This window comes from Rhodococcus sp. NPDC056516 (assembly GCF_042794655.1).
Lineage (GTDB): Bacteria > Actinomycetota > Actinomycetes > Mycobacteriales > Mycobacteriaceae > Rhodococcus_F.
The window spans coordinates 46,309-68,652 of record NZ_JBHTTG010000008.1 but is presented as its reverse complement, the minus strand read 5'-3'; the positions used below and the strand labels follow the sequence as shown (position 1 = coordinate 68,652).

The 22,344-nt window shown below is 64.0% G+C and carries 21 protein-coding genes and 1 pseudogene; 6 read left to right on the top strand and 16 right to left on the bottom strand.

Annotation, left to right across the window (positions count from 1 at the left end; genetic code table 11):
- The first annotated feature begins 24 nt into the window (after window positions 1–24).
- Both thiE and ACFQ6Y_RS23670 read left to right on the top strand, forming a co-directional pair.
- Complete coding sequence (thiE, locus tag ACFQ6Y_RS23675) at window positions 25–720, top strand: thiamine phosphate synthase (protein ID WP_230816258.1); 696 nt, start codon at window positions 25–27, stop codon at window positions 718–720.
- A gap of 249 nt (window positions 721–969) precedes the next feature.
- The gene (locus ACFQ6Y_RS23670) at window positions 970–1,101 is read left to right on the top strand and encodes a hypothetical protein (RefSeq protein ID WP_003944354.1); all 132 of its coding nucleotides are present in this window, start codon (window positions 970–972) and stop codon (window positions 1,099–1,101) included.
- 93 nt (window positions 1,102–1,194) lie between these two features.
- On the opposite strand, the gene ACFQ6Y_RS23665 is transcribed toward ACFQ6Y_RS23670, so the two are convergent.
- A complete protein-coding gene (locus tag ACFQ6Y_RS23665; RefSeq protein ID WP_378537315.1) occupies window positions 1,195–1,806 on the bottom strand; it encodes an NUDIX domain-containing protein in 612 nt (203 codons plus the stop codon).
- A gap of 161 nt (window positions 1,807–1,967) precedes the next feature.
- On the opposite strand from ACFQ6Y_RS23665, the gene ACFQ6Y_RS23660 reads away from it, so the two are divergent.
- From ACFQ6Y_RS23660 to ACFQ6Y_RS23650, 3 genes are read left to right on the top strand one after another with little or no spacing between them, the layout of a single operon-like run.
- Window positions 1,968–3,329 carry a hypothetical protein gene (locus tag ACFQ6Y_RS23660; protein ID WP_378637842.1) on the top strand — a complete coding sequence of 454 codons (1,362 nt, stop codon included), beginning with the start codon at window positions 1,968–1,970 and terminating at the stop codon, window positions 3,327–3,329.
- Between the two features lie 47 nt (window positions 3,330–3,376).
- Window positions 3,377–4,330: a glutamate ABC transporter substrate-binding protein gene (locus ACFQ6Y_RS23655; protein ID WP_378638584.1), complete on the top strand. Its 954-nt coding sequence runs from the start codon at window positions 3,377–3,379 to the stop codon at window positions 4,328–4,330.
- Window positions 4,331–4,337: 7 nt separating this feature from the next.
- Complete coding sequence (locus tag ACFQ6Y_RS23650) at window positions 4,338–6,665, top strand: tetratricopeptide repeat protein (protein WP_378637837.1); 2,328 nt, start codon at window positions 4,338–4,340, stop codon at window positions 6,663–6,665.
- Window positions 6,666–6,679: 14 nt separating this feature from the next.
- Here ACFQ6Y_RS23650 and ACFQ6Y_RS23645 read toward each other — a convergent pair whose 3' ends face one another.
- From ACFQ6Y_RS23645 to ACFQ6Y_RS23620, 6 genes are all read right to left on the bottom strand, one after another.
- Window positions 6,680–7,879: an acetate kinase gene (locus ACFQ6Y_RS23645; RefSeq protein WP_378637834.1), complete on the bottom strand. Its 1,200-nt coding sequence runs from the start codon at window positions 7,877–7,879 to the stop codon at window positions 6,680–6,682.
- A gap of 2 nt (window positions 7,880–7,881) precedes the next feature.
- Window positions 7,882–9,960, bottom strand: coding sequence for a phosphate acetyltransferase (gene pta, locus ACFQ6Y_RS23640; RefSeq protein ID WP_378637829.1), 2,079 nt, complete (start codon window positions 9,958–9,960; stop codon window positions 7,882–7,884).
- Window positions 9,961–10,106: 146 nt separating this feature from the next.
- A complete protein-coding gene (gene fgd / locus ACFQ6Y_RS23635; protein ID WP_003944371.1) occupies window positions 10,107–11,120 on the bottom strand; it encodes a glucose-6-phosphate dehydrogenase (coenzyme-F420) in 1,014 nt (337 codons plus the stop codon).
- Window positions 11,121–11,215: 95 nt separating this feature from the next.
- Window positions 11,216–11,563, bottom strand: a complete 348-nt coding sequence (locus tag ACFQ6Y_RS23630) for a YidH family protein (RefSeq protein ID WP_230816265.1) — start codon at window positions 11,561–11,563, stop codon at window positions 11,216–11,218.
- Window positions 11,560–12,033, bottom strand: coding sequence for an RDD family protein (locus ACFQ6Y_RS23625; RefSeq protein WP_378637826.1), 474 nt, complete (start codon window positions 12,031–12,033; stop codon window positions 11,560–11,562). The genes ACFQ6Y_RS23630 and ACFQ6Y_RS23625 overlap by 4 nt, the downstream gene beginning before the upstream one ends.
- The gene (locus ACFQ6Y_RS23620; protein ID WP_378637821.1) at window positions 12,033–12,767 is read right to left on the bottom strand and encodes a hypothetical protein; all 735 of its coding nucleotides are present in this window, start codon (window positions 12,765–12,767) and stop codon (window positions 12,033–12,035) included. Before ACFQ6Y_RS23620 ends, ACFQ6Y_RS23625 begins: the two co-directional genes overlap by 1 nt.
- 115 nt (window positions 12,768–12,882) lie before the next feature.
- Here ACFQ6Y_RS23620 and ACFQ6Y_RS23615 point away from each other — a divergent pair, with 115 nt between their 5' ends.
- Window positions 12,883–13,824: an alpha/beta hydrolase gene (locus ACFQ6Y_RS23615; RefSeq protein ID WP_378548960.1), complete on the top strand. Its 942-nt coding sequence runs from the start codon at window positions 12,883–12,885 to the stop codon at window positions 13,822–13,824.
- Window positions 13,825–13,854: 30 nt separating this feature from the next.
- Here ACFQ6Y_RS23615 and ACFQ6Y_RS23610 read toward each other — a convergent pair whose 3' ends face one another.
- The 9 genes and pseudogenes from ACFQ6Y_RS23610 to ACFQ6Y_RS23570 form a co-directional block, all read right to left on the bottom strand.
- Window positions 13,855–14,136 carry a nucleoside deaminase gene (locus tag ACFQ6Y_RS23610; RefSeq protein WP_378638603.1) on the bottom strand — a complete coding sequence of 94 codons (282 nt, stop codon included), beginning with the start codon at window positions 14,134–14,136 and terminating at the stop codon, window positions 13,855–13,857.
- A 64-nt stretch (window positions 14,137–14,200) separates the two neighbouring features.
- Window positions 14,201–14,284 (bottom strand): annotated as a pseudogene (locus tag ACFQ6Y_RS23605) (nucleoside deaminase); the annotation flags it as partial.
- A 97-nt stretch (window positions 14,285–14,381) separates the two neighbouring features.
- Window positions 14,382–15,524, bottom strand: coding sequence for an LLM class flavin-dependent oxidoreductase (locus tag ACFQ6Y_RS23600; protein ID WP_378637817.1), 1,143 nt, complete (start codon window positions 15,522–15,524; stop codon window positions 14,382–14,384).
- Entirely contained in the window at window positions 15,521–16,345 is an 825-nt protein-coding gene (locus ACFQ6Y_RS23595) for a DUF1684 domain-containing protein (RefSeq protein WP_378637813.1), read from the bottom strand. Before ACFQ6Y_RS23595 ends, ACFQ6Y_RS23600 begins: the two co-directional genes overlap by 4 nt.
- Window positions 16,342–17,712, bottom strand: coding sequence for an NtaA/DmoA family FMN-dependent monooxygenase (locus ACFQ6Y_RS23590; RefSeq protein ID WP_378637809.1), 1,371 nt, complete (start codon window positions 17,710–17,712; stop codon window positions 16,342–16,344). The genes ACFQ6Y_RS23595 and ACFQ6Y_RS23590 overlap by 4 nt, the downstream gene beginning before the upstream one ends.
- Before the next feature lie 24 nt (window positions 17,713–17,736).
- Window positions 17,737–18,855 (bottom strand): LLM class flavin-dependent oxidoreductase, encoded by a 1,119-nt coding sequence (locus ACFQ6Y_RS23585; protein ID WP_378637805.1) that lies wholly within the window; start codon window positions 18,853–18,855, stop codon window positions 17,737–17,739.
- On the bottom strand, window positions 18,842–20,464 hold the full coding sequence (locus tag ACFQ6Y_RS23580) for a dipeptide ABC transporter ATP-binding protein (protein WP_378637802.1): 1,623 nt from the start codon (window positions 20,462–20,464) through the stop codon (window positions 18,842–18,844). Before ACFQ6Y_RS23580 ends, ACFQ6Y_RS23585 begins: the two co-directional genes overlap by 14 nt.
- Window positions 20,461–21,351: an ABC transporter permease gene (locus ACFQ6Y_RS23575; protein ID WP_378637799.1), complete on the bottom strand. Its 891-nt coding sequence runs from the start codon at window positions 21,349–21,351 to the stop codon at window positions 20,461–20,463. The genes ACFQ6Y_RS23580 and ACFQ6Y_RS23575 overlap by 4 nt, the downstream gene beginning before the upstream one ends.
- The gene (locus ACFQ6Y_RS23570; RefSeq protein ID WP_378548945.1) at window positions 21,344–22,342 is read right to left on the bottom strand and encodes an ABC transporter permease; all 999 of its coding nucleotides are present in this window, start codon (window positions 22,340–22,342) and stop codon (window positions 21,344–21,346) included. The genes ACFQ6Y_RS23575 and ACFQ6Y_RS23570 overlap by 8 nt, the downstream gene beginning before the upstream one ends.
- Between the last annotated feature and the right edge of the window lie 2 nt (window positions 22,343–22,344).

Below are 22,344 nucleotides of genomic sequence, written 5' to 3'. Positions count from 1 at the left end.
TCCCTAGAGGCTACCGTTTGCTCCGTGCACCCCACACATCCCAGTAACGTCATCGACCGGCGCGAGCGCCTGGCAGCAGCACGGCTGTACCTGTGCACCGACGCGCGCCGCGAGAAAGGCGACCTCGCGCAGTTCGCCGAGGCAGCATTGTCCGGCGGAGTCGACATCATCCAATTGCGCGACAAGGGCTCTGCCGGTGAGCGCGAGTTCGGCCCGCTCGAGGCCAAAGACGAACTGGTAGCGCTGGGCATTCTCGCAACTGCAGCGCGGCGTCACGGCGCATTGTTGGCCGTCAACGACCGCGCGGATCTCGCAATGGCTTCCGGTGCCGACATCCTCCACCTCGGCCAGAACGACATCCCCGTCCCCTACGCGCGAACTGTCGTCGGCGAAGACGTCGTCATCGGCCGTTCGACGAGCAGCCGCGCGCAGGCGAGTCTTGCCGCCATCGAAGAGGGCGTCGACTACTTCTGCACCGGGCCGGTCTGGGCTACACCGACCAAACCGAATCGAAGTGCTTCCGGCCTGGAACTTGTTCGATCGACTGCCGACGCCGCACCGCCGCGACCCTGGTTCGCGATCGGCGGCATCGACGAGGAACGCCTGCCAGAGCTTCTCGATGCCGGTGCCACTCGCATCGTCGTCGTGCGTGCAATCACGCAAGCATCGGATCCCCAGGCCGCCGCGCAACGCCTTGCCGCGGCCGTCGCCGGGCGCTGAAAACCGGTAACTGGCGACCGTCGACTGTTAGCCGGGCCGTTCCCACACAGTTACGGGTCAGCACGCCTGACGCGAAACGTGAATGGAAGTTGTCCAATTAGACAACAAATCCCCAGTTCCTAGGTGCGATTGGATGTCCGAAAAGTCGGATTAAGTGATCTTCATCACAGTTAGTTCGATTGCGTGTCGCATCCCATTCGGTTTGTTGTAGTTTACTCCCAGTTACTAACTGAAACCTAGGAGCACTAAATGGGATCCCTCGACACCGGCTCGCTCAGCACCGAATCGCTCGAAGACCTGAATCTCGGCAAGATCAGCGAGCTGCTCAAGCTCGGTATCACCGCGGTCAGCTTCATCACGGCGCTGAACTCGCTCAGCTGAGCCTCGTTTCGGTCGACGACCGAAACACAGAAGGGCCGGACTCCCGAGGAGTCCGGCCCTTCTGCTGTGTACGAACTGTCAATACTCGAGTTGTTACGACTGGGTACTGCTCGCCGTCCTGCTCGCCTCGGACAGGTTCTGGTCGCTGTCTTCGTGGGCGCTGTCTTCGGGGGAACTACCCGACAACCATCCGAATCCGCCGTCCTCGAGCACGACGGTGTGCGGATCGGCGTCCACCGACACAACCGGCGCAGTCCGGAGTTCGGGCCACGAGGAACCGAATCCCGGATGCAGTGGCAGCGAGTCGACGTCGGCTTCACGGACCCACCGCAACTCGGTGCTCTCACCGTTGGCAACCGTCGAGAGTGGATGCGCCGCGTCAGCTACGACGGTGGTGTAAGTCCACCCGCTCTCGGCGCGCATGGTGACTACCTCTCCGCGAACGCGGACGGCGTCCTCGGCGATACCTGCTTCTTCGTGAGCCTCCCGGACCGCGGCGTGCGTCGTGCTCTCGTGTGAGTCCCGCGCTCCGCCGGGCAGTGCCCACGTTCCGCCCTGATGGCTCCACGCCGCACGATGCTGCAGCAGGACCATGGGCGATCCGTCCGAATCGGGGGCGCGCAAGAGCAGCCCGGCGGCACCGTGTTTACCCCAATGCCGCGTACCGTCCGACCCGATGGACCAACCGTCACCGTCACCACGCATCGACTACCTCGCTCCGCCTGCTCTCGCCGTTGTCCCACACTAACCGTTTCAATCTGCTCCAGGTGTAGGTGATGCTTATATGCTCGCGAAGATGCCCTGAATCATTTCTCGGCGACATCATTTCTCGGTAGCCCGCGTACAGCAGCGAAGTGAGGTGCTCGATGGTCGACCGTGTCGTCCCGTCCATCGAACCCCGGTCGCTGCCGCCCTCCGAGGCCACGACAGTGTCGGCGGAGGACGAGCGGGCACTTCTGCGGCGCGAACTCCAGGCATTCATGTCGTCCACACCTGGTCGGCTGACCGTCGTCGGACTGATCCTGATCGCGATCACCCTGATCGCCGGACTTCTCGCCACTGCAGCGATCGAGAACCGTCAGGCAAATCTCGACCTCCTCCTCGTCGAAACCGAACCTCTCGCCAACTCTGCCCAGAATCTCTACAGCGCGCTGTCGTTGGCAGACGCCGCCGCGGCCACTGCCTTCATCTCCGGCGGCCTCGAACCCGCCGACGTACGTGACCGATACACGCAGTCGATCGGTGAAGCGTCGGCGGAGATCGTGCAGGCATCGGCCGGCCTCGACTCGACGGATCTTGCCGGCCACAGCGCGTTGACCACCATCTCGACCGACCTGTCCGTCTACACCGGGCTGGTCGAAACCGCACGGGCAAACAATCGTGTCGGAAACCCCGTCGGGGCAGCGTATTTGAGCGAGGCCTCGCAGTTGATGCAAACCTCGTTGTTGCCGATGGCTCAGCAACTGCACGCGTCGCAGGAGACTTTGGTTTCCCAGGTACAGCGCGATTTCGAGACTCCACCGTGGTGGCCGATCGTGGCGTTCGTCCTTGTCCTGTGTGCGTTGGTCGCGGTGCAGGTGTACTTCTCCCGCAAGAGTCGCCGACGCTTCAATCTCGGGTTGATCCTCGCCTCGCTCGCGGTCGCGGCAGCGCTGCTGTGGCTGCTCACAGTCGGACTGGTCTCCGCGCTGGCAACCGGGCGCGCTCTCGACGCGGGCGCCGAGCCACTGCACGAACTGACCGAAGCACGAATCATGGCGCAGCAAGCACGCACCGTCGAAACTCTCACCTTGGCGAGGCGGGATTCAACCGCCGAGGACAACGTGACGTTCACCCGCAAGGTCGACGCTTTGCGCGACATTCTCGAGCGCCTGCAAGACGATGATCGCGCCCGAGTGAACAGCGAAGTGCTGACCGCCGCACTCGACTCGCGCCAGCAGTGGGTGGCTGCGCACACGCGCATGTACGACCGTCTCGGAAACGGCGACTTCACGTCCGCCGCAGCCATCACCATCGGCGCCGGAGAACAGGATTCGGCCGCGGAGTACGGAAGGCTCGACCACGAACTCTGGCAGGGAATCGTGGATTCGCGTACAAATCTTCGATCGGACGTCTCGTACGCCTCACGTGTGTTGGCGGCCTCCGCACCGGGCATGACTGTATTGGCAGTTCTCGGTGTAGCCGGAATTTTCATCGGATTCTGGCCCCGACTGCGGGAGTACCAGTGACTGGAAGAACAGGGTTACAGCGGAAGCACTCGGTTGCGTGCATCGCGATGCTCGCGGCGGCCGTGCTGCTCCTCGCTGGGTGCGGTGCGGGACGAGTCGAAGACCTGAACAACGCAGCCGTGACGTCGTACACGGAACCGCCGCTACCCGCCGAAGCCACGATCGCTCCCAGTCCGACGCCGACGACCACCACCTCGTGCACCAACCTCACCGCAAGCCTGCGGCCGACCCCCGCGGACGCATCTCCGCGGCCACCCACCCCGAGCCTCGACGCCATCCGAGCGCGCGGACGTCTGATCGTGGGCCTGGACACCGGCTCCAATCTCATGAGCTTTCGCGATCCGGCCACCGGACGCCTCGAAGGTTTCGACGTCGACATCGCCCGCGAGATCGCCCGTGATCTGCTCGGCGACCCGGAGAAGATCGAGTATCGGATCCTGACGTCGGACGACCGGATCGCTGCGCTGCAGGAATCGATGGTCGACGTGGTCGTCAAAACCATGACCATCACGTGTGACCGGCGCGAGAAGGTCGACTTCTCGACGCAGTACTTCTCCGCTGAACAACGAATTCAGGTCTTGCAGGGGTCTCCCGTCCGCGGCATCGACGACCTCGCAGGCAAACGGGTCTGCGCTGCCCGGGGAACGACGTCGGCCACTCGCATCCAGCAACTCCAACCGGAAGCCACCGTCGTGACCGTCCCGATGTGGTCCGACTGCCTGGTCGTCCTGCAGCAGGGGCAGGTGGACGCGATCAGCACCGACGACACGATTCTCGCCGGGCTCGCCTCGCAAGATCCCTACCTGATGATGGTCGGCGGATCACTGGGCGTCGAACCCTACGGAATCGGCGTCAACAAGGACAACCCCGATCTGGTCCGATTCGTCAACGGAACACTGGATCGGATCAGGGGCGACGGGACCTGGAACCGCATCTACGACCGCTGGCTCAGTGTCCTCGGTCCGTCACCCGGTCCCCCGCCGGCCGTCTACCGGGATTGAGGCCGACATGACCGAAGAAACCGGCCCCGAGCCCGACGCCACCCAGGCGGCCCTACGTCCCGAGCCCGAAGCCACCGGCGCCTACGAGCGTCCCGAACCTGAAGCCACCGGCGCCTACGAGCGCCTAGAACCGACGTCGGCGCAGATACGGGGAACCACGCCGTCCGCGTCCTCCTCCCCCACCGGCCGCTCCACTCGATCCCGCCGCAGCAGGTCGGGGCGCAAGCTGCGCCTCGGCGGCGGCCTGGTCGAGGTTCCCCCCGTCCCGCAGATCGACCCGGCATCCGCGGTGATGAGTGACCCGACGGTCCCCGAGCGCAAACGCTTCTGTTGGAAGTGCAACGAGCCGGTCGGCCGTAAGAGTGCAAGCACCAAGGCAACTCAGCACGGAACCTGCCCGAAGTGTGGTTCCACCTTCGACTTCCGCCCACTGCTCGAAGAGGGCGAACTGGTGTCGGGTCAGTACGAGGTCCAGGGACCGATCGCGCACGGCGGCCTGGGATGGATCTACCTCGCGATCGATCGCAATGTCAGCGACAGGTGGGTTGTTCTCAAGGGACTCTTGCATTTCGGTGATTCCGAAGCGCAAGCCGTCGCGGTGGCCGAGCGTCAGTTCCTCGCCGAGGTCGCCAACCCCAGCATCGTCAAGATCTTCAATTTCGTCGAGCATCCGCGCCCGGACGGGACACCCATGGGGTACATCGTCATGGAGTACGTGGGTGGGCGATCGTTGCGCGAGGTGCTGGCCGAATTCCCGGACGGCAAGCACATGCCGATCGAGCAGGCGATCGGCTACGTGTTGGAAATCCTTCCGGCGCTGAGCTATCTGCATTCCACCGGCCTGGCGTACAACGACCTCAAACCCGAGAACGTGATGGTCACAGAGGATCAGTTGAAGCTGATCGACCTCGGCGCCGTGTCCGGAATCGAAGACTACGGATACCTGTACGGCACTGCCGGATATCAAGCACCGGAGATCATCGAGACCGGTCCGACCATCGCGTCCGACATCTTCACCGTCGGAAGAACACTCGCGGTTCTCACCCTCGACATGCCCGCGAAGCACGGACGGTATCTCGACGGCCTCCCCGAACCCGAGGACGAACCACTGCTCCGAGACCACGAGTTCTTCCATCGCCTACTGTTGCGCGCCACCGACCCGGACCCGAAGAAGCGATTTCAGTCCGCCGAGGAGATCGCGGGCCAGCTCACCGGCGTTCTGCGAGAAATCCTCGCGGAACAGACCGGGCAGGAGAACCCCGGACTCTCGCTCGTGTTCAGCAGGCAGCGAACGTCTTTCGGCACTGACGAGTTGGTCGGGCAAACCGATGTGTACGTCGACGGCGTCAGCCACGACGCCGCTCTCGATCCGCGCGAAGTCGCGCATGCACTTCCTATTCCGCTGGTGGACCCCACCGATCCCAGTGCGCCGTTGTTGGCGGCAGCCGTTCACAGTGAGCCGTCGCAGACTCTCGATGCGTTGAAACACGCCCGTGAGAACGGAATCGACCGAACATCGGGCACACCCGCGGCCTCCGTCTCGGGCGAGGTTCGACTGGCGGAGGCCAAGGCTCATCTCGATCTCGGTGATCCGGAAACCGCACTGACAGTTCTGGGCGAACTCCAGCAGAACATCGGGGACCACTGGAAGATCGAGTGGTATCGAGGACTTGCGGCGTTGCAATCAGGCCGATTCGAGCCCGCTTTCAGTCACTTCGAGACAGTTCTCACCGCACTGCCCGGCGAGGCTGCCCCCAAGCTGGCGTTGGCAGCGACGGCTGAACTGATTCTCCAGCACTGGGAGAGCGACGACCCGGACCAATGGTGCCGCTTCTCCGAGAAGTACTACCGCACCGTCTGGCGGACCGAACGGAACTACGTGAGCGCAGCATTCGGGCTCGCTCGCCAACTCGCCGATCACGGCAACAAGAAGGCCGCCATCGCCGCCCTCGACGAAGTGCCCACATCCTCCCGGCACTACAACGTCGCACGGATGTCGAGCGCGTTGACGATGCTGTCCGGCGTTCCGATCGCCGAACTCGACGAATCGACTCTGCGGGAAGCCGCCCGTCGCGTTCGGGCGCTACCGGCCGAGGAGAGCCGAAGCCTGCAAATGCGAACGCTGGTGTTGGGCACGGCACTCGACTGGATTCGCTACGGCAACCGCTCGCACACCGAACTCGAACCCATCCTCGATCTACCCTTCACCGAGCAGGGTCTGCGTACGGGAGCCGAGGCCTGCCTTCGCGCCCTTGCCCGCGCAACGACTTCCCGCACGCACCGCTACGCCCTCGTGGACCGGGCGAATGCGGTACGTCCACGCAGCAATTTCTGACGGACGCCCAAGAATTACAGTGCGGCCACCAAAGCCTTTGCCGCACGGGCGATCGCCAATTCCTCGTTCGTGGGAACCACGAGTACCTCGACGGCCGAGGACGATGCGGAGATACGACGCTCGTTGCGACTCTTCGCCTCGTTGAGAGCCGTGTCGACCTCGATACCGAGACGGGAAAGGCCGGCCAGGCTGTCGCGTCGCACGTCGATGTTGTTCTCCCCGACGCCGCCGGTGAAAGTGATGACGTCGACGCCGCCGAGTTGAACGATGAAGGCACCGATGTACTTACGGAGCATGTGCACGTAGACGTCGTACGCGAGTTTTGCGTCTTCGTCGCCGCCCTCGATCAGTGCGAGCAGAGCGCGGAAATCGTTGACTCCGGAGAGTCCCTTCAAACCGGAACGACGGTTGAGGAGGTCGTCGATCTCGTCGACCTTCATTCCCGAGTTGCGGTTGAGGTGCAAGATGATGCCTGGATCGATGTCGCCGCTGCGAGTGCCCATGACAAGACCCTCGAGCGGGGTGAGGCCCATCGTGGTGTCGATCGCCTTGCCGCCCTTGATCGCCGAGGCCGAAGCGCCGTTTCCGAGGTGCAGAACTATCTGATTCAGTTCGGCCGGATCCTTGCCGAGGAAGTCCGCGACGCGGCCCGACACGTATTCGTGTGAGGTCCCGTGGAAGCCGTACCGGCGAATCTGGTTGGCCTTGGCCACGTCCCGATCGATCGCGTAGGTCGATGCTGCCGCGGGCAGCGTATGGAAGAACGCGGTGTCGAAGACGGCTACGTGCGGAACGTCGGGCAGTTCTTCGCGTGCCACCTCGATACCGATCACGTTGGCCGGATTGTGCAGCGGCGCAAGGTTCGACAGATCCGCGATAGCTTTCACGACGCCGTCGTCGATGAGCGTCGGCGAATAGAAGATGTCACCACCGTGCACGACGCGGTGACCGACGGCGATGATTCCGGCCTCGCTGAGCGGCCGCCCGACCTCGGCGACGATGTCGAGCACCATCTTCAGGCCCGCGCGGTGATCGGCGATGGGAAGGCTTCGATCTTCGACTCCGGTGCGGTGGTTGTAGACGATGTGTCCGTCGGGTTCACCGATGCGTTCGATCAGGCCATGCGCCACCGATTCCGCGGTATCCGGATGCACGAGTTGAAATTTGATGGATGACGAGCCGGAATTGATGACCAGTACGGTGCCGTCGCTCACTCTTACGCTCCCTGTGCCTGAATTGCCGTGATAGCCACGGTGTTGACGATGTCCTGGACCAACGCTCCACGCGAGAGGTCGTTGACCGGCTTGTTCAGTCCCTGCAGTACCGGGCCGACGGCGATAGCACCGGCGCTGCGCTGCACTGCCTTGTAGGTGTTGTTGCCGGTGTTCAGGTCCGGGAACACGAACACCGTGGCTTTGCCCGCCACCAACGAATCCGGCATCTTCTTGTCGGCGACACTCTGCTCGACAGCGGCGTCGTACTGAATGGGACCTTCCACCAACAGGTCCGGGCGACGCTCGCGCACCAGCGCCGTCGCGCTACGAACCTTGTCGACGTCTGCTCCGCTGCCCGAATCGCCGGTGGAGTACGAGAGCATCGCGATACGAGGATCGATCCCGAACTGCGACGCCGTCTGCGCCGACGAGATCGCGATGTCCGCCAACTGCTCCGACGTCGGATCCGGAACCACGGCGCAGTCGCCGTAGGAGAGAACGCGGTCGGCCAGGCACATCAGGAAGATGCTCGAGACCGTCGAGACGCCGGGGGCAGTCTTGATGATTTCGAAGGAGGGTCGGATCGTGTGTGCGGTGGTGTGGGCGGCGCCGGAGACCATGCCGTCGGCAATACCCAAGTGCACCATCATCGTTCCGAAGTACGAGATGTCGGCGATCACCTCGCGGGCTCGCTCGATGGTCATGCCCTTGTGTGCACGCAGCGCGGTGTATTCCTGTGCGAATCGCTCGGTGTACTCGGACTGCGCCGGTGCGAGTACCTGTGCGCCGCTGATGTCCACACCGAGTTCCGCTGCGCGTCGACGCACACTGGGTTCGTCGCCGAGGATCGTCAGGTCGGCAACCTGGCGTTGCAGCAGTCGACCGGCAGCGCGCAGGATCCGGTCGTCGTCACCCTCCGGGAGGACGATGTGCTTGCGGTCGCGTCGAGCGCGGTCGATCAGCTTGTACTCGAACATCTGTGGGGTCACGACCGACGGGATCGGCAGCGCCAGTCGGTCCATCAGGACGTCGGCGTCAACGCGCTGTTCCATCAAGCTCAGGGCAGTGTCGACCTTGCGCTGCGAACCGACTGCCACGCGTCCGCGGGTTTGGGCTGCAGCGCTTGCTGTGTCGAAAGTTCCGAGGGTTGTCGTCAAGATCGGAAGACGCTGTTTGAGGCCGGCCATCAACGCCGCGATGGCCGGGTGCGGTGTGATCCCGCCGTTCATGATGATGCCCGCGAGCGACGGAAAACCCTCCGCCTCATGAGCATTGAGCAACGCGAGCAGGACGTCCGAGCGGTCACCCGGTGCGATCACGACCATGCCCTCGACGAGACGCTCGAGGATGTGCTCGGCGGTCATGCCGCCCACCATCACCTTCAGTGCCTCACGGTGCAGCAGTTCCGGGTCACCCGAATACAACTCGCCGCCGGTGGCTTCCATCAACTCGGCCATCGTGGGTGAGACGAGTAGCGGAATCTCCGGCAGGCTCCACGTCGGAACACCGATGTCGGACAGCGCTGCGGTGACCTGGTCGAGCTTGTCGGGATCGCAACGGTTGGCGACGACGGCGAGCAGATGAGCGTGGTTGGCGGCCAACTCGGCGGCGCACAGGTGCGCGAGCTGAGCGACCTCCTCGACGCTGCGCCGGGCGCCGCGTACCGCCAATAGAACCGGGGCGCCGAGGTTCACGGCGATGCGGGCGTTGAAGCTCAGTTCGCTGGGGCTGGCGACGTCGGTGTAGTCACTGCCGATGATGACGACGGCGTCGCACTGCTCTGCCACGGTGTGGTACTTCGCGACGATGTCGGCCAGCGCGGCTTCAGGGTCGGCGTGAACCTGCTCGTAGGTGACGCCGAGTGCGTCGGCGTAGGAGAGATCGGCAGTGGTGTGCTCGAGCAGCAGTTCGAGGATGTAGTCGGTTTCCTCGGTCGAGCGAGCAATCGGGCGGAAGACACCGACCCGAGCAACGGTCGCGCACAGCATCTGCAGCACGCCGAGCGCGATGGTGGATTTTCCGGTGTCACCTTCAGGAGAGGCGACGTAGACACTCGACACGGCAGCGGGCGCTTCTGGCATGCCCAACAGCCTAGTGTGGGCCGCCGCCCACCTTGCCACTGATCGTGGCCACGCTCACGCTCGTGCCGATAACCGGCAGCTACGAGAAAGTCGAACGGTGCCTGCCACACGTCGAGTGGCAGACACCGTTCAGTTGATCTCGAGGATCAGCCCAGAGCGCGCAGGCGCGGCGCGAGGTCGCGCTCGAACAGTTCGAGGAACCGGCGCTGATCATGGCCCGGTGCGTGGAACACCAGGTGGTTCAGGCCGGCGTCGACGTAGGCCTTGACCTGCTCGACAGCGTCGTCGGGATCGGAAGCGACGATCCAGCGCTTGGCCACCTGCTCGATGGGCAGAGCGTCGGCAGCAGCTTCCATTTCGATCGGATCTTCGATGCTGTGCTTCTGCTCCGGAGTCAGGGACAGCGGCGCCCAGAAGCGCGTGTTCTCGAGCGCAGCCTCCGGATCGGTGTCGTAGCTGATCTTGATCTCGATCATCTTGTCGATGTCTGCGACGTCGCGCTCGGCCTTGGCTGCACCCTCGGCGACCGCCGGAAGCAGCTTCTCGGTGTAGAGCTCCATGCCCTTGCCCGAGGTGCAGATGAAGCCGTCGCCGGCCCGTCCCGCGTACCGGGCGACAACCGGTCCACCGGCCGCGATGTAGACGGGAATCCCACCCTCGGGAACGTCGTAGATCGAGGCGCCGCGAGTGGTGAAGTATTCACCTTCGAAGTCGACGCGATCGCCGAGCCACAGCTCACGCATCAACCGCACGGACTCACGCAGGCGCGCGAACCGTTCCTTGAACTCGGGCCACTCACCCTGGAAGCCGGTCGCGATCTCGTTGAGTGCCTCGCCGCTGCCGACGCCGAGCATGATGCGGCCCGGGTAGAGACATCCCATCGTCGCGAACGCCTGAGCGATGACCGCCGGGTTGTAGCGGAACGTCGGCGTCATCACGGACGTGCCGATCTGCACGCGCTCGGTGCGCTCACCGACGGCCGTCATCCAGGCGAGCGAGAACGGCGCGTGTCCACCGTTGTGGCGCCACGGCTGGAAATGATCGCTCACCGCAACGGAATCCATGCCGTGCTGCTCTGCCAGAACTGCCAGCTCTACCAGTTCGCGAGGGCCGAATTGCTCAGCCGAAGCCTTGTATCCGAGCTTGAGTTCCTGCGCCACCGTGCACTCCCTTGTCGTCTGTTTCGTTTACTTCTCTGACATGCTTCTCGTTCTTTGCAGACTATCCAGACACCGCAAGGACTTCTCTGCGTATCTCAGCGAGCGAGGCTGGTGACCACCGTCGCGATACCGGCTGCCACGGCAACCCCCGCCAATGCCAGGGCAAACAGCCACAGTGCGTGCGGTTCCGGCATCGCGGCTCCGTCCTCGAGCGCCTTCTTCACCTGTAGCCAGCGTCGCATACCTACCAGTGCGGCTGCCGCCGAGAGTGCGATCAAGATCAGACCGAGCGCCGTGCGGACCCACCCTGTGCTCCACTCCGGCACCAACTGGACGACGGCGATGCCGCCCGCCAGCAAGGCAAGTGAGCTGCGCATCCAGGCGAGAAAGGTGCGTTCACTGGCGAGAGTGAAGCGCTCGTCCGGGCGGTTGGGTTCGCTCATGCGTGCTCACCTCCGTGCGGTGCCACCAGATCCGGGTCCTGACGCCAGTCGTAGACGACCTCGGTGCGTAGAACGATGTCCTGCAACGATCGTCGTCGTCGATCGACCGCCGACCACAGCAACCCGAAGGCGAAGAGTACGCAGAGCACCGCGCGGACGAACGCCAACGGCCAGCGCACGAGGCGATGCCCGGACGTGATCACCCTGAGCCCCATCACGAGGGAGCCGACGGTTCGACCGGTGGTCGCCCAGCAGGCAGTCAGATACGCCACCGAGACACCGAGAAATGCCGTCGTGGACAGAAAGATTCCCGGTTCCGCGAACGTGAAACTCTGCGGTGAGAAGAGCAGTCGGACGAAGGCGAAGCCCACGTACACGGAACCCATCAGGAGCAGGACGACGCCCAGATCGATCAGTCCGGCAAGTCCACGGGTGACGATGCCGGCGGGGCCGGAACTCTCCTGGGCCACTAGCGTTCGCCTGCGTTCGTGTCCGGATCGGTCTCTGGTGACGGTTTTTCTGGTGACGGCTTTTCTGGTGACGGTGCGTTATCGCGGCCGAAAAGTCGCCCGACGAACCCGGCTACGGCGTCGTCCGCCTGCATGCCCTGCACCCGAGCTCCGTGCACGGCTTCCGTGGAGAGTGAGCCGGTCGATTCGCGAATCATCTGTGGGAGGTCGACGCCCTCGATGACCTGGTCGGCGATCTTGACGAGGTCGATGCGGTTGACCTGGCGTTCGAGGTCGACGGTGTCGACTATCCCGTCGAGATCGAGGCGATCGATCACCGCTTTGACGTCGAGGCGACTTGCGATCTCGTCCACGTCGACCCGGTCGATGATCGGTTCGAGCGAGACCCGCTCGGCAATCTTGTCCACGTCGATGTTTTCGGCGATCTTGTCGATGTCCACGTGGTCGACGACGATTTTCGTGATGTCGACTTCGGCCAGAGCAGCGTCGACGACAGCTTTGATCACCGTCCGCAGGGTGGAGTCGGCGAACTCCGCGGTCGAGCGAATCGCGTCCGTGCCGCGGGTGGTGACCTGGGTGATCGCATCGTCGAGAGTGCCACCGACTACGGGGATCCGCTGCACCGAATCAAGGGCGAGACCAGCGGTTCTGCGCGCCGCACCGGCCGTGATCGCAGCCAGCCCGAAGGCCAGCCGAATCACGTCGGATTCGGGGTGGTGCGACTGCGATCCCACGCAATTGTCTCCATCTTCTTATCGGACTGTTACCCGGACATTCGTCACTCTTCTTCGCATTGTGCCACTGTTGGAAGGCACGAATACGCTGTCCGGCTTGCGCCTGGGGGGAAATATGAAGACACGTCGTTTCACGGTTCGGCTGACGATGGCGGTGGCAATGGCTGCCGGCTTTCTCGGCCTCAGTGCGCCGACTGCGAGCGCGGATTCCGTGGTCAGTCGCATCGACGTCTACTCACCCTCGATGGACCGTTGGATCGCCAACGACGTGATCTCCCCGGCCGGCGGCGGCGCTGCCCCGACGTTCTATCTGTTGACCGGCGTCGGCGGCGGTGAGGACGGAATCTCGTGGTTCAACAACACCGGAGTCCGTGACTTCTTCAACGACAAGCACGTCAACGTGGTCATGCCGGTCGGCGGCAAGTTCAGCATGTACACCGACTGGAACGCCGACGATCCGGTACTCGGGCGCAACAAATGGCAGACGTACCTCACCAAGGAACTACCGGCTGCAGTCAACGCTCGGTACAACACGACCGGCGTCAACGCGCTCGGTGGTGTGTCGATGGCTGGTGGGCCGGTCCTGGACCTCGCGATCCAGTCGCCCGGCACCTACCGCGCCGTCGGCTCGTACAGCGGCTGCCCGCGCGCCGGCGACCCGCTCGGTCAGGCAGCGGTGCGTTCGATGGTCGAGATCCTCGGCGGCGGAAACGCAGGCAACATGTGGGGGCCGTGGGGTAGCCCGCAGTGGGCTGCGCACGACCCGCTGATCAACGCCGAGAAACTGCGCGGCACAGCACTGTTCGTCTCGACCGGCAACGGACTTCCCGGCCCGGTCGACGGAATCAACTCACTGGCGATGGCTGCCGGGGTCGTTCCCGGCGCTGTGCTCGAAGGCATCACCAACATGTGCACTGCCGCATTGCAGGGTCGATTCAACCAACTCGGCATTCCCGCGACGTTCAGCTTCCGCCCCGAGGGCACCCACACCTGGGGACTCTTCGAAGCTGACATGCGTGCATCGTGGCCGATGATCGCGGGCGCTATCGGGGCGTGAGCCTCACGGCGCTCCTTACAAGCCATGGCGTCAGGTGAGACTGCGCGCCCAGTCCCGCATCCCGGCGGGGCCGGTGCCGGTGGCGTATTCAGCGAACAGATTTCGCGCTTCGTCACGGCGGATGCCGCCGAGGACTTCACGCGGCTTACAGAAAAACGGAAGCTCCACAGGCGGCGCCCACAGCTGCACGAGTTCCGCCGCACCGTCGTTCGGGGATTCGAGAGCGAACCACACCCGAGTCACACCGAGCGTGATCGCGGCACCCATACACATGAGACATGGTTCGAGATTGACCGCCAATGTCAAATTCACCCGACGCTCGAGCGAACCCGAGAGCCTCGTCGGCCTGCAAGAGCGCTTGAAGGTCCGCATGGACTACCCGTCGGCCGAGTGCCCGTTCTTGCGTATACGCCCGCCCGAGCACACGGTCGTCGTCGAACACGACTGCGCCGATCGGCATCTCCCCGAGCTCCATGCCCTCACGCGCTACGTCAAGAGCAACCGCAAGCGCATCTCGAGGTGCAAACATCACTCGACACTAATGGACCAAGGCAACCTCACGCTGCCAGTAGTGCGGGTAGTCCCCATTCCTTGGCGAGCAGTTCGTACGAGTGCAGACGATCCTCGTGTCGATAGGTCACTCCGGTGATCACCAATTCGTCTGCCCCGGTGAGCTTCTGCAGACTGTCGAGCCTGTCGGCGACGGTGGTGGGCGAACCGACGAACTGCGTGATCAGCCGATCCTCCACCACTGCTTTGTCGGCGTCGGAAAGTGGGAGCGCCGTCTCCGGATCGGGATACGGGATTGCTCCGTGCCCGCTGCGGATGCTGTGCGTCCAGTGCCCGAACGTCGACGCCAACTCCCTGGCCGTCGCATCGTCCTCCGCGGCAACAACATCCGCGGACACGACGACGTACGGCTCGGAGAGAACTGCCGACGGCCGGAATGCCGCACGGTAAGCCTCGACCGCGTCGAGCGTACTCGACGGCGCCACATGGTAATTCGCACCGAACGGCAATCCGAGTCGTCCGGCGAGTTCGGCACTGGGGCCCGCGCTGCTTCCGAACACCCACAGTTCGACGTCGGCATTCTCGCCGGGACTGGCGTGCAATTCGATACCGTCGCGGGTGCGGTGGGTTCCGTTCAGGAGCGAGCGTATGTCGTCGACCTGCTGCTCGAAATCGGGCGCCTGCGCTCCCGGAAACGCCAAGGCCTCGAACGACGCCTGCAATCTCGGTGACGTGAGGAACCCGGTCGGATCGAAGGGCGCCGGGATCACCACACCGTCGCGTACGACGTTCTCCCGCTTCGATTCCGCGGGGGCAGTCGTCCCGGCAGCGACGGCACGAAGTGCCTCCACCCGGCGCTGACCACTGCGCCCGATACCCAGATCGATTCGACCCGGATACAAAGCTTCGACGGTGCCGAAGGCTTCCACCACCTGAGCTGCCGTGTTGTTGCCCAGCAGCACGGCGGCCGAACCGACACGAATGGTGTTGGTGGCGGCCGCGATCAGCCCGACAAGCACTGCTGGTGACGAAGAGGCGACACCGACGAAGTGGTGTTCGGCGACCCAGTATCTCTTGTATCCCCATGCTTCGGCAGAACGAGCGAGGTCCAGCGAGTTCCGCAAAGCCTGGCGGGCCGTTCCGCCCTCACTGATCGGCGAGAGGTCGAGTACGGACAGCGGCGCGCTCACCTCGGTGCGCTTTCGGAGCGGCTGTCAGGTGTCTTTTCGCCGACTTCCACCGCGAACGCCAGGCGGTTCTCGGCGGGGGCCACGGGGCACGTCGCGTAATCGGTGAAGGCGCAGGGCAGGTTCGACGCCCGATTGAAATCGAGGACTACCGCGCCACCGGGTTCCGGTGCGCTCACGTGCAACGAGCGTGCGGCCGGGTAGGTGGACACCCCGCTGGTCGCGTCGGTGAACAGGATGTGAAAGCCGTTGTCCTTGCCCGCGAACGCAATCAGCGTATGCGTTGCACCGTCGTGTTCGAAGCTGATGGTTCCGCGAGCGTCGTGATGATGCTCGAGGCGCTCGACGACCGCACCGGTCGTCACCGTGCGAGCCTCCTCGAAAGCTGTGAAGACACCGTCGATGCGCCACTGCGGGTTCGGCTCGAAGGTCGGGATACCACTGAACTGCGCCAATGCCGGGGCTGCCGAATCGTGGATCCGCAGGGCTACCTCGCCGGTGCGGCGGATGACCTCGACCAGACGTTCGCCCTGCTTGACGATCAGGCCCGGCGCCCCCTCGATCGGATTCAGGGTGGACGAACCGTCCACTGCGACACCGTCGATCGAGAGATCGTCTGCCGCCGTTGCGGTGACGACCACGGCATTCGCGTCGGCGCGCCATGCACCCGGAAGGTCTGCGAACGTGGAATCGGTGTCCACCAGCCAATGCAACGCAGTCAGGCTCAGCCAGCCGAGTGGTTCGCTGAAGGTCGCGTCGCGCGAGGCGTGCCAGGCATTCCAATCGCCGGTGAAGGTGCTGGTGGACGTGTCGGTAACGGTCATGATGCGCGGACTCCTTCAGCCTGCTCGTGCGGGTGGCGCAGCCCGAGATGGCTGCGCAGGGTGGTTCCTGAGTATTCGGTCCGGAAACTGCCGCGGTCCTGCAGTTCCGGTACGACGGTGTCGATGAACTCGTCCAGTCCCGCGGGGGTGAGGTGGGGAACGAGGATGAAGCCGTCGCTCGCGTCGCCCTGGACGTAGCTGTCGATCTCGGCAGCCACCTCGGCGGCACTGCCCACGAACTGTTGGCGGGCAGTCACTTCGATGATGAGTTCACGGATGCTGAGGTTTTCGGCCTCTGCCTTCGCTCGCCACTGATCGGCGACCGCTCGCGGATCCTTGACGTGACGGACGCGTCCGCGAGTGATGTTGACGTCGTCCGACGGATCTTCCTTCGGCAACGGGCCGTCGGCGTCGTACTGCGAAAGGTCTCTGCCCCAAACCTGTTCGAGAAAAGCGATGGCAGTCTGAGGTCCGACCTGCTGCCGCCGGATGTGATACGCCTTCTCCTGTGCATCCGCTGCGTTGTCACCGAGGACAAAGGTGGCGGCGGGGAGAATCTTGAGGTCTGCGTGCGTGCGTCCGTACTTGGCCAGGCGCCCCTTCACGTCTGCGTAGAAGGCCTTGCCCGCTTCGAGGGTTCCGTGCCCGGTGAAGATGGCATCGGCCTTGGCGGCGCCGAACTCGCGTCCTTCGTCGGAGTCACCGGCCTGCAACAGAACTGGGTGCCCTTGCGGACTCCGCGGCACTTCGAAGCGTCCGGCGATGTCGAACTGCTTGCCGGAGTGCTGGAACTGGCCTACCTGCTGGTCGGTGGCAAAAACACCGCGTTCACGGTCGACGATCGGACGGCCGATGCGCCAACTGTCCCACAGTGTCCGTACTGCGTCGACCAACTCGTTGGCGCGTGCGTACCGCTCGGAATGCTCCAGGTAGCCACCGCGGCGGAAATTCTCGCCGGTGAAGGCGTCCGAGGAGGTGACCAGGTTCCAGGCGGCGCGGCCGTCGGAGAGATGATCGAGCGTCGAGAACTGCTTGGCCAACTCGTACGGTTCGTTGAACGTGGTGTTGATCGTCCCGGCCAGGCCGAGATGCGTTGTCACACCGGCAACCGCGTTGAGAATGCTGAAGGTGTCCGGGCGACCGACCACGTCGAGGTCGTGAATTTTGCCCTGATGCTCGCGTAGGCGCAAACCCTCTGCGAGGAAGAAGAAGTCGAACAATCCGCGTTCGGCACTGCGTGCGAGATGCTCGAAGGAGCTGAACTCGATCTGGCTCTTCGACGCCGGATCGGTCCACACCGTGGTGTTGTTCACGCCGGGGAAATGAGCGCCCAGATGAACTTGCTTGCGAATCCTGTTCTGTGTCATCGGTGTTCCTGTTCTCTACTCGCGCTACGCGAACTGATTGACGGGCAACTCGAAGCCCAACCGCTCGCGCAGAGTCGGGGCCGTACTCGGTCGCGGATTGAGAATTGGCACCACGTCCGTCGCGATCTTGTCCACTCCGGCGGCCAGCGCCAGGGGACGCAGAACCACACCGTCGATCCCGGCAAGCCCACCGATCTCACGCAGCAACGCAGTCAAACCCGCACTGTCACCGCGATAGAACAGCGAGTGCGGTACATACGGCACTCCCGCCCATTCCTCGAGTTCTGCCAAAGCGTCGTCGGCGGCACCGCGATCGGCTCCGAGAAGCACGTCGACATCGAGGAGCACTCTGACGCTGCGCCCGAGGGCAGCTGCACTCGTGTGGACCAGCTTGGCCGTAGCTTTGGCCTCGCCGAGGTCGGTTGCCGAAATCCGAATCAGATCTCCGCGCGCAACGGCGAGTTCGCGGGCCTCCGGTCGACTCGCGTCGACGGAGATCAGCGGCTGCCCCTGAGGCGAGCGCGGGGTGATGGACGGGCCCTTGACGGAAAAGTTCTTTCCCTCGAAATCGATGTAGTGCAGCTTGTCCCGATCGATGAATCGTCCGCTCGCAGCATCACGTATCTCGGCGTCGTCCTCCCAGCTGTCCCACAGCCGACTGATCACCTCGACCGCCTCGGACGCTTCCTCCCACGCGGACTCCGGACCCTGCACTGCCTTTCGGCCGAACAACGCTGCCTGCTCGGTGGTGTCGGACACCGCGACCTGCCAACCGGCCCGCCCAGCAGACGAGTAGTCGATGCTCGCAATGGCCTTGGAAATGTGGAACGGTTCGGTGTGCGTGACCGTCGCAGTGGGGATCAGGCCGATGCGCGAGGTGACAGCACTCAGCCTCGCCGCAGTTGCCACGGCCTCCAACCTCCCCCGCACAGCGTGCTGGCCTTCGGATTGGAGCCCGAAAGAATCGGGGAGGAACGCCAGATCCACCCCACCCCGATCCGCGGCGGTCACCAGGTCCACCCAGTACGACGGCGTGAACAGATCTTCGGCGCGCGAATCCTCGCGTCGCCAGGAGTACGGATGAGCTCCGGTGCCCTCGAATTCGAGGCCGACCAGGAATGCTCCGGAACTACGCTCGGACATGTTCGGCCTTTCCTGTCGAATGATCCCGCCCGGGGATCGCGTCGAGAAGTGTGCGTGTGTACTCGTTTCGGGGATTGTCGAAAATCTCGGCGGTAGTGCCGATTTCGAGCAATCGCCCAGCTTGCATGACGCCGACTACGTCGCTGATCTGGCGAACTACCGCCAGATCGTGGGAGATGAAGAGATAGGTCAGGCCCAGTTCTCGCTGCAAATCGTCGAGTAGCGCCAGGATCTGCGCTTGAACCGAGACGTCGAGAGCGGATACCGGCTCGTCGAGAACGAGTAGATCCGGCTTCAGAGCGAGCGCGCGAGCGATCGCCACCCGCTGACGCTGGCCGCCCGAGAGTTCGGCCGGCTTGCGGCCCAGGAACTGCTCGGGCAGTGCAACCTGATCGAGCAGCTCGGCGGCACGGCTCTGCTGCTGGCTGCGTCCTCCAACCTTGAAGGCCCGCAGCGGCTCTGCCACGATGTCTTGGACGGACAATTTCGGGTCGAGTGACGCGTAAGGGTTCTGATACACGAGCTGAATCTTTCGACGCAGCTCGCGCAGGCCGCTGCCCTTGACCTTCGTGATGTCCTGTCCGTCGAAGGTGATGGTGCCGGCGTCCGCCTGCTCCAATCGCACGGCAATGCGGGCGGTGGTCGACTTGCCGGAACCTGACTCCCCCACCAGTGACACCGTCTGGCCCCTCGGAACAGTCAGCGATACTTCGTTCACCGCGGTGATCGAACTCCCGCGGCCGACGTTGAAACGCTTGGTGATTCCGGTCAGCGTCAGCAGCGGGCTCGTGTCCTGACGGACTGGGCGATCGACCGGTCCCGAGGACAGGCTTGGCGCAGAGTTCAGCAGCTTCTTCGTGTACTCGTCTCGCGGATCTCCCAGAATATCTGCGGTGCGGCCGGATTCGACGATTCTGCCCCCCTGCATCACCAGGATCCGGTCCGCGCGGTCTGCGGCCACACCCAGGTCATGCGTGATCAGAAGCACGGCGGCACCGGATTCGGCGATTCGCTCGTCGAGATGGTCGAGAATGCGTCGTTGAACCGTGACGTCCAGAGCACTGGTCGGCTCGTCGGCGATGATGAGGGCCGGGTTCGCCACAAGAGCGATACCGATCAGAACTCGTTGCCGCATACCGCCGGACAGCTCGTGTGGATACTGGCGTGCCCGGATCTCCGGGCGATCGATACCCGCGCGCTCGAGCACGGCGACGGCGTCCAACCGCGCTGTGCGCCGGTCGGCGAGGCCGTGGATCCGCAGGACTTCTGCAACCTGGTCGCCGATCCGAGTCACCGGGTTGAGCGAGGTCGTCGGATCCTGCGGCACCAGACCGATACGAGCGCCGCGGATTCTCTGCCACGCGCGGTCGGGGTACGAATCGATTCTGTCGCCTTCGAACTCGACGCTTCCGCCCGTGACGTGGCCGCTACCGGCGAGCAGGCCCAGTATCGCGTGGGCCGTCGTCGACTTTCCCGAACCCGACTCCCCCACCACCGCAACCACTTCGCCGCGGCCGACGGTGAAACTCACACCGGACACCGCGGGCTCGTTGCCGTAGGAGATCTGCAGGTCGGTGACGGAAAGCAACTGTTCCTCTGTCGCGCTCATCGCCGGTTGCTCCTTTCGATCTCGTGGCCGATACGGTGCGCCGAGATGACCACGGCGACAATCGCGAGACCGGGAAGTGTTGTCATCCACCAGGCATTGGCGAGGAAGTTGCGCCCCTCGGACACCAGCGATCCCCATTCCGGGGTAGGCGGAACCGCGCCGAATCCCAAGAAGCTCAGTGCCGACACTGCAAGAACTGCCTGCCCGAACTCGACTGCGGAAAGCGCGACCACGGGCGCGTACGAGTTGGGCAGCACGTGCCGACGCAGGACACCGAGCCACTGCACGCCCGAACTGAACGCGGCCTCGACGTACTGAGCGCCGCGCACCCGCATCACTTCGGCACGCATCACTCGCGCAAAATTGGCGACCATACTGACGCCGACAGCGATGGCGACGTTGATGGTGCCGAAGCCGAGCGCGGTCACCAATGCCAACGAGAGCAGTAGCGCCGGAATGGACAGCAGGACATCGACGATGCGCATCAGAACTGCGTCGACGACTCCGCCGACAAATCCCGCAAGCAAACCGATGATCGATCCTGCCACCAACGCGATTCCCACCGCTACCAAAGTCGCGGTCAGGGACAGCGCGGCGCCGTGTACGAAGCGTGTGTACAGATCACGCCCGAGGTTGTCGGTTCCGAACCAGTGAGCCAAGCTCGGTCCCTGCAGTTTGTCCGCCGGGACGCCGGACAACGGATCACCGCTGGCGAAAAACCCAGGCGCGACGGCAAAGCCGATGGCAAGCAGCACGATCAGCACCGGAATGACCAGACCGGGCTTACGGATCAAACCGACGGCAGTCGACCTTCGGCGCGAAACGACTGGTGCCTTGGCCTCGACGCGTGGATCGAGGAGTAAGGGTTCGATCAATGTGTCAGACATGGGCCGGCTCCAGATCGGTCGAGCTTTCGGTATTCGAGTTTTCGGCATGTGTCTTCTTCGCCTGAATGATTCGTGGATCGATCAGGGGGTAGAAGAGGTCGACCGCGAGGTTGACGAGCACGAAGACCAGGGAGGCGAACACAACGACGCCCTGTACCACCGGGATGTCCTGCGCCATCACCGACGTCTGGGTCAGACGGCCGACGCCCGCGCGGGAGAACACCGTTTCCACGACCACCGAACCAGCAAGCAAAGTTCCGACCAGCACTCCGGCAATGGTGAATGCCGGAATGCTCGCCAGTCGCAACGCGTGACGGGTCTGCACGCGCCAACGGCTGGCGCCCTTGGCATAGGCGGTCTCCACGTGCGGCGAACGCAGCGTCGACTGCAGGCTGGTCGTGAGGACCTGCGCGATCACCGCGCCGGTCGGGATCGCCAGCGTGAACGCCGGGAGAACTACCGTTGCGAATCCCTTGTCCCCGAATGCCGGGAAGATGTGCAGACGGAACGAGAAGAGTTGCAGGAGGATCAGACCCACCCAGAAGGTGGGCACAGCCACTCCCAGAGGCGGCAGCGAGAACAACAGGTTCGCCAGCCACCGCTTGCGGGTGTAGGTAGCGAAGAACGCGATCGCCACTCCGAACAGCACGGCGAGAACCAAAGCCGTGGTTGCCAGCACCAGGGTGCTCGGCAATGCCGAGAAGATGGCATCCGTTACCGACTGACCGGTGGAGATTGACGTACCGAAATCGCCGCGAAGAGCATTGGTCAGCGACGTCCAGTACTGCACCCACACCGACTGGTCCAAGCCGTATCGTGCCCGAAGCTGATCGAGCGCAGCCTGATCCACTGCAACACCCTGCCCGGACGAGTCCGCAGCCATGCTGACCGGATCGCTCGGCAGGAGGAACAGAATCACGAACGAGATAGTGAAGGCGGCCCACAGGACAACCGCGGCCTGGCCCAGTCGGGTGAGTACGTATCGAGTCATGA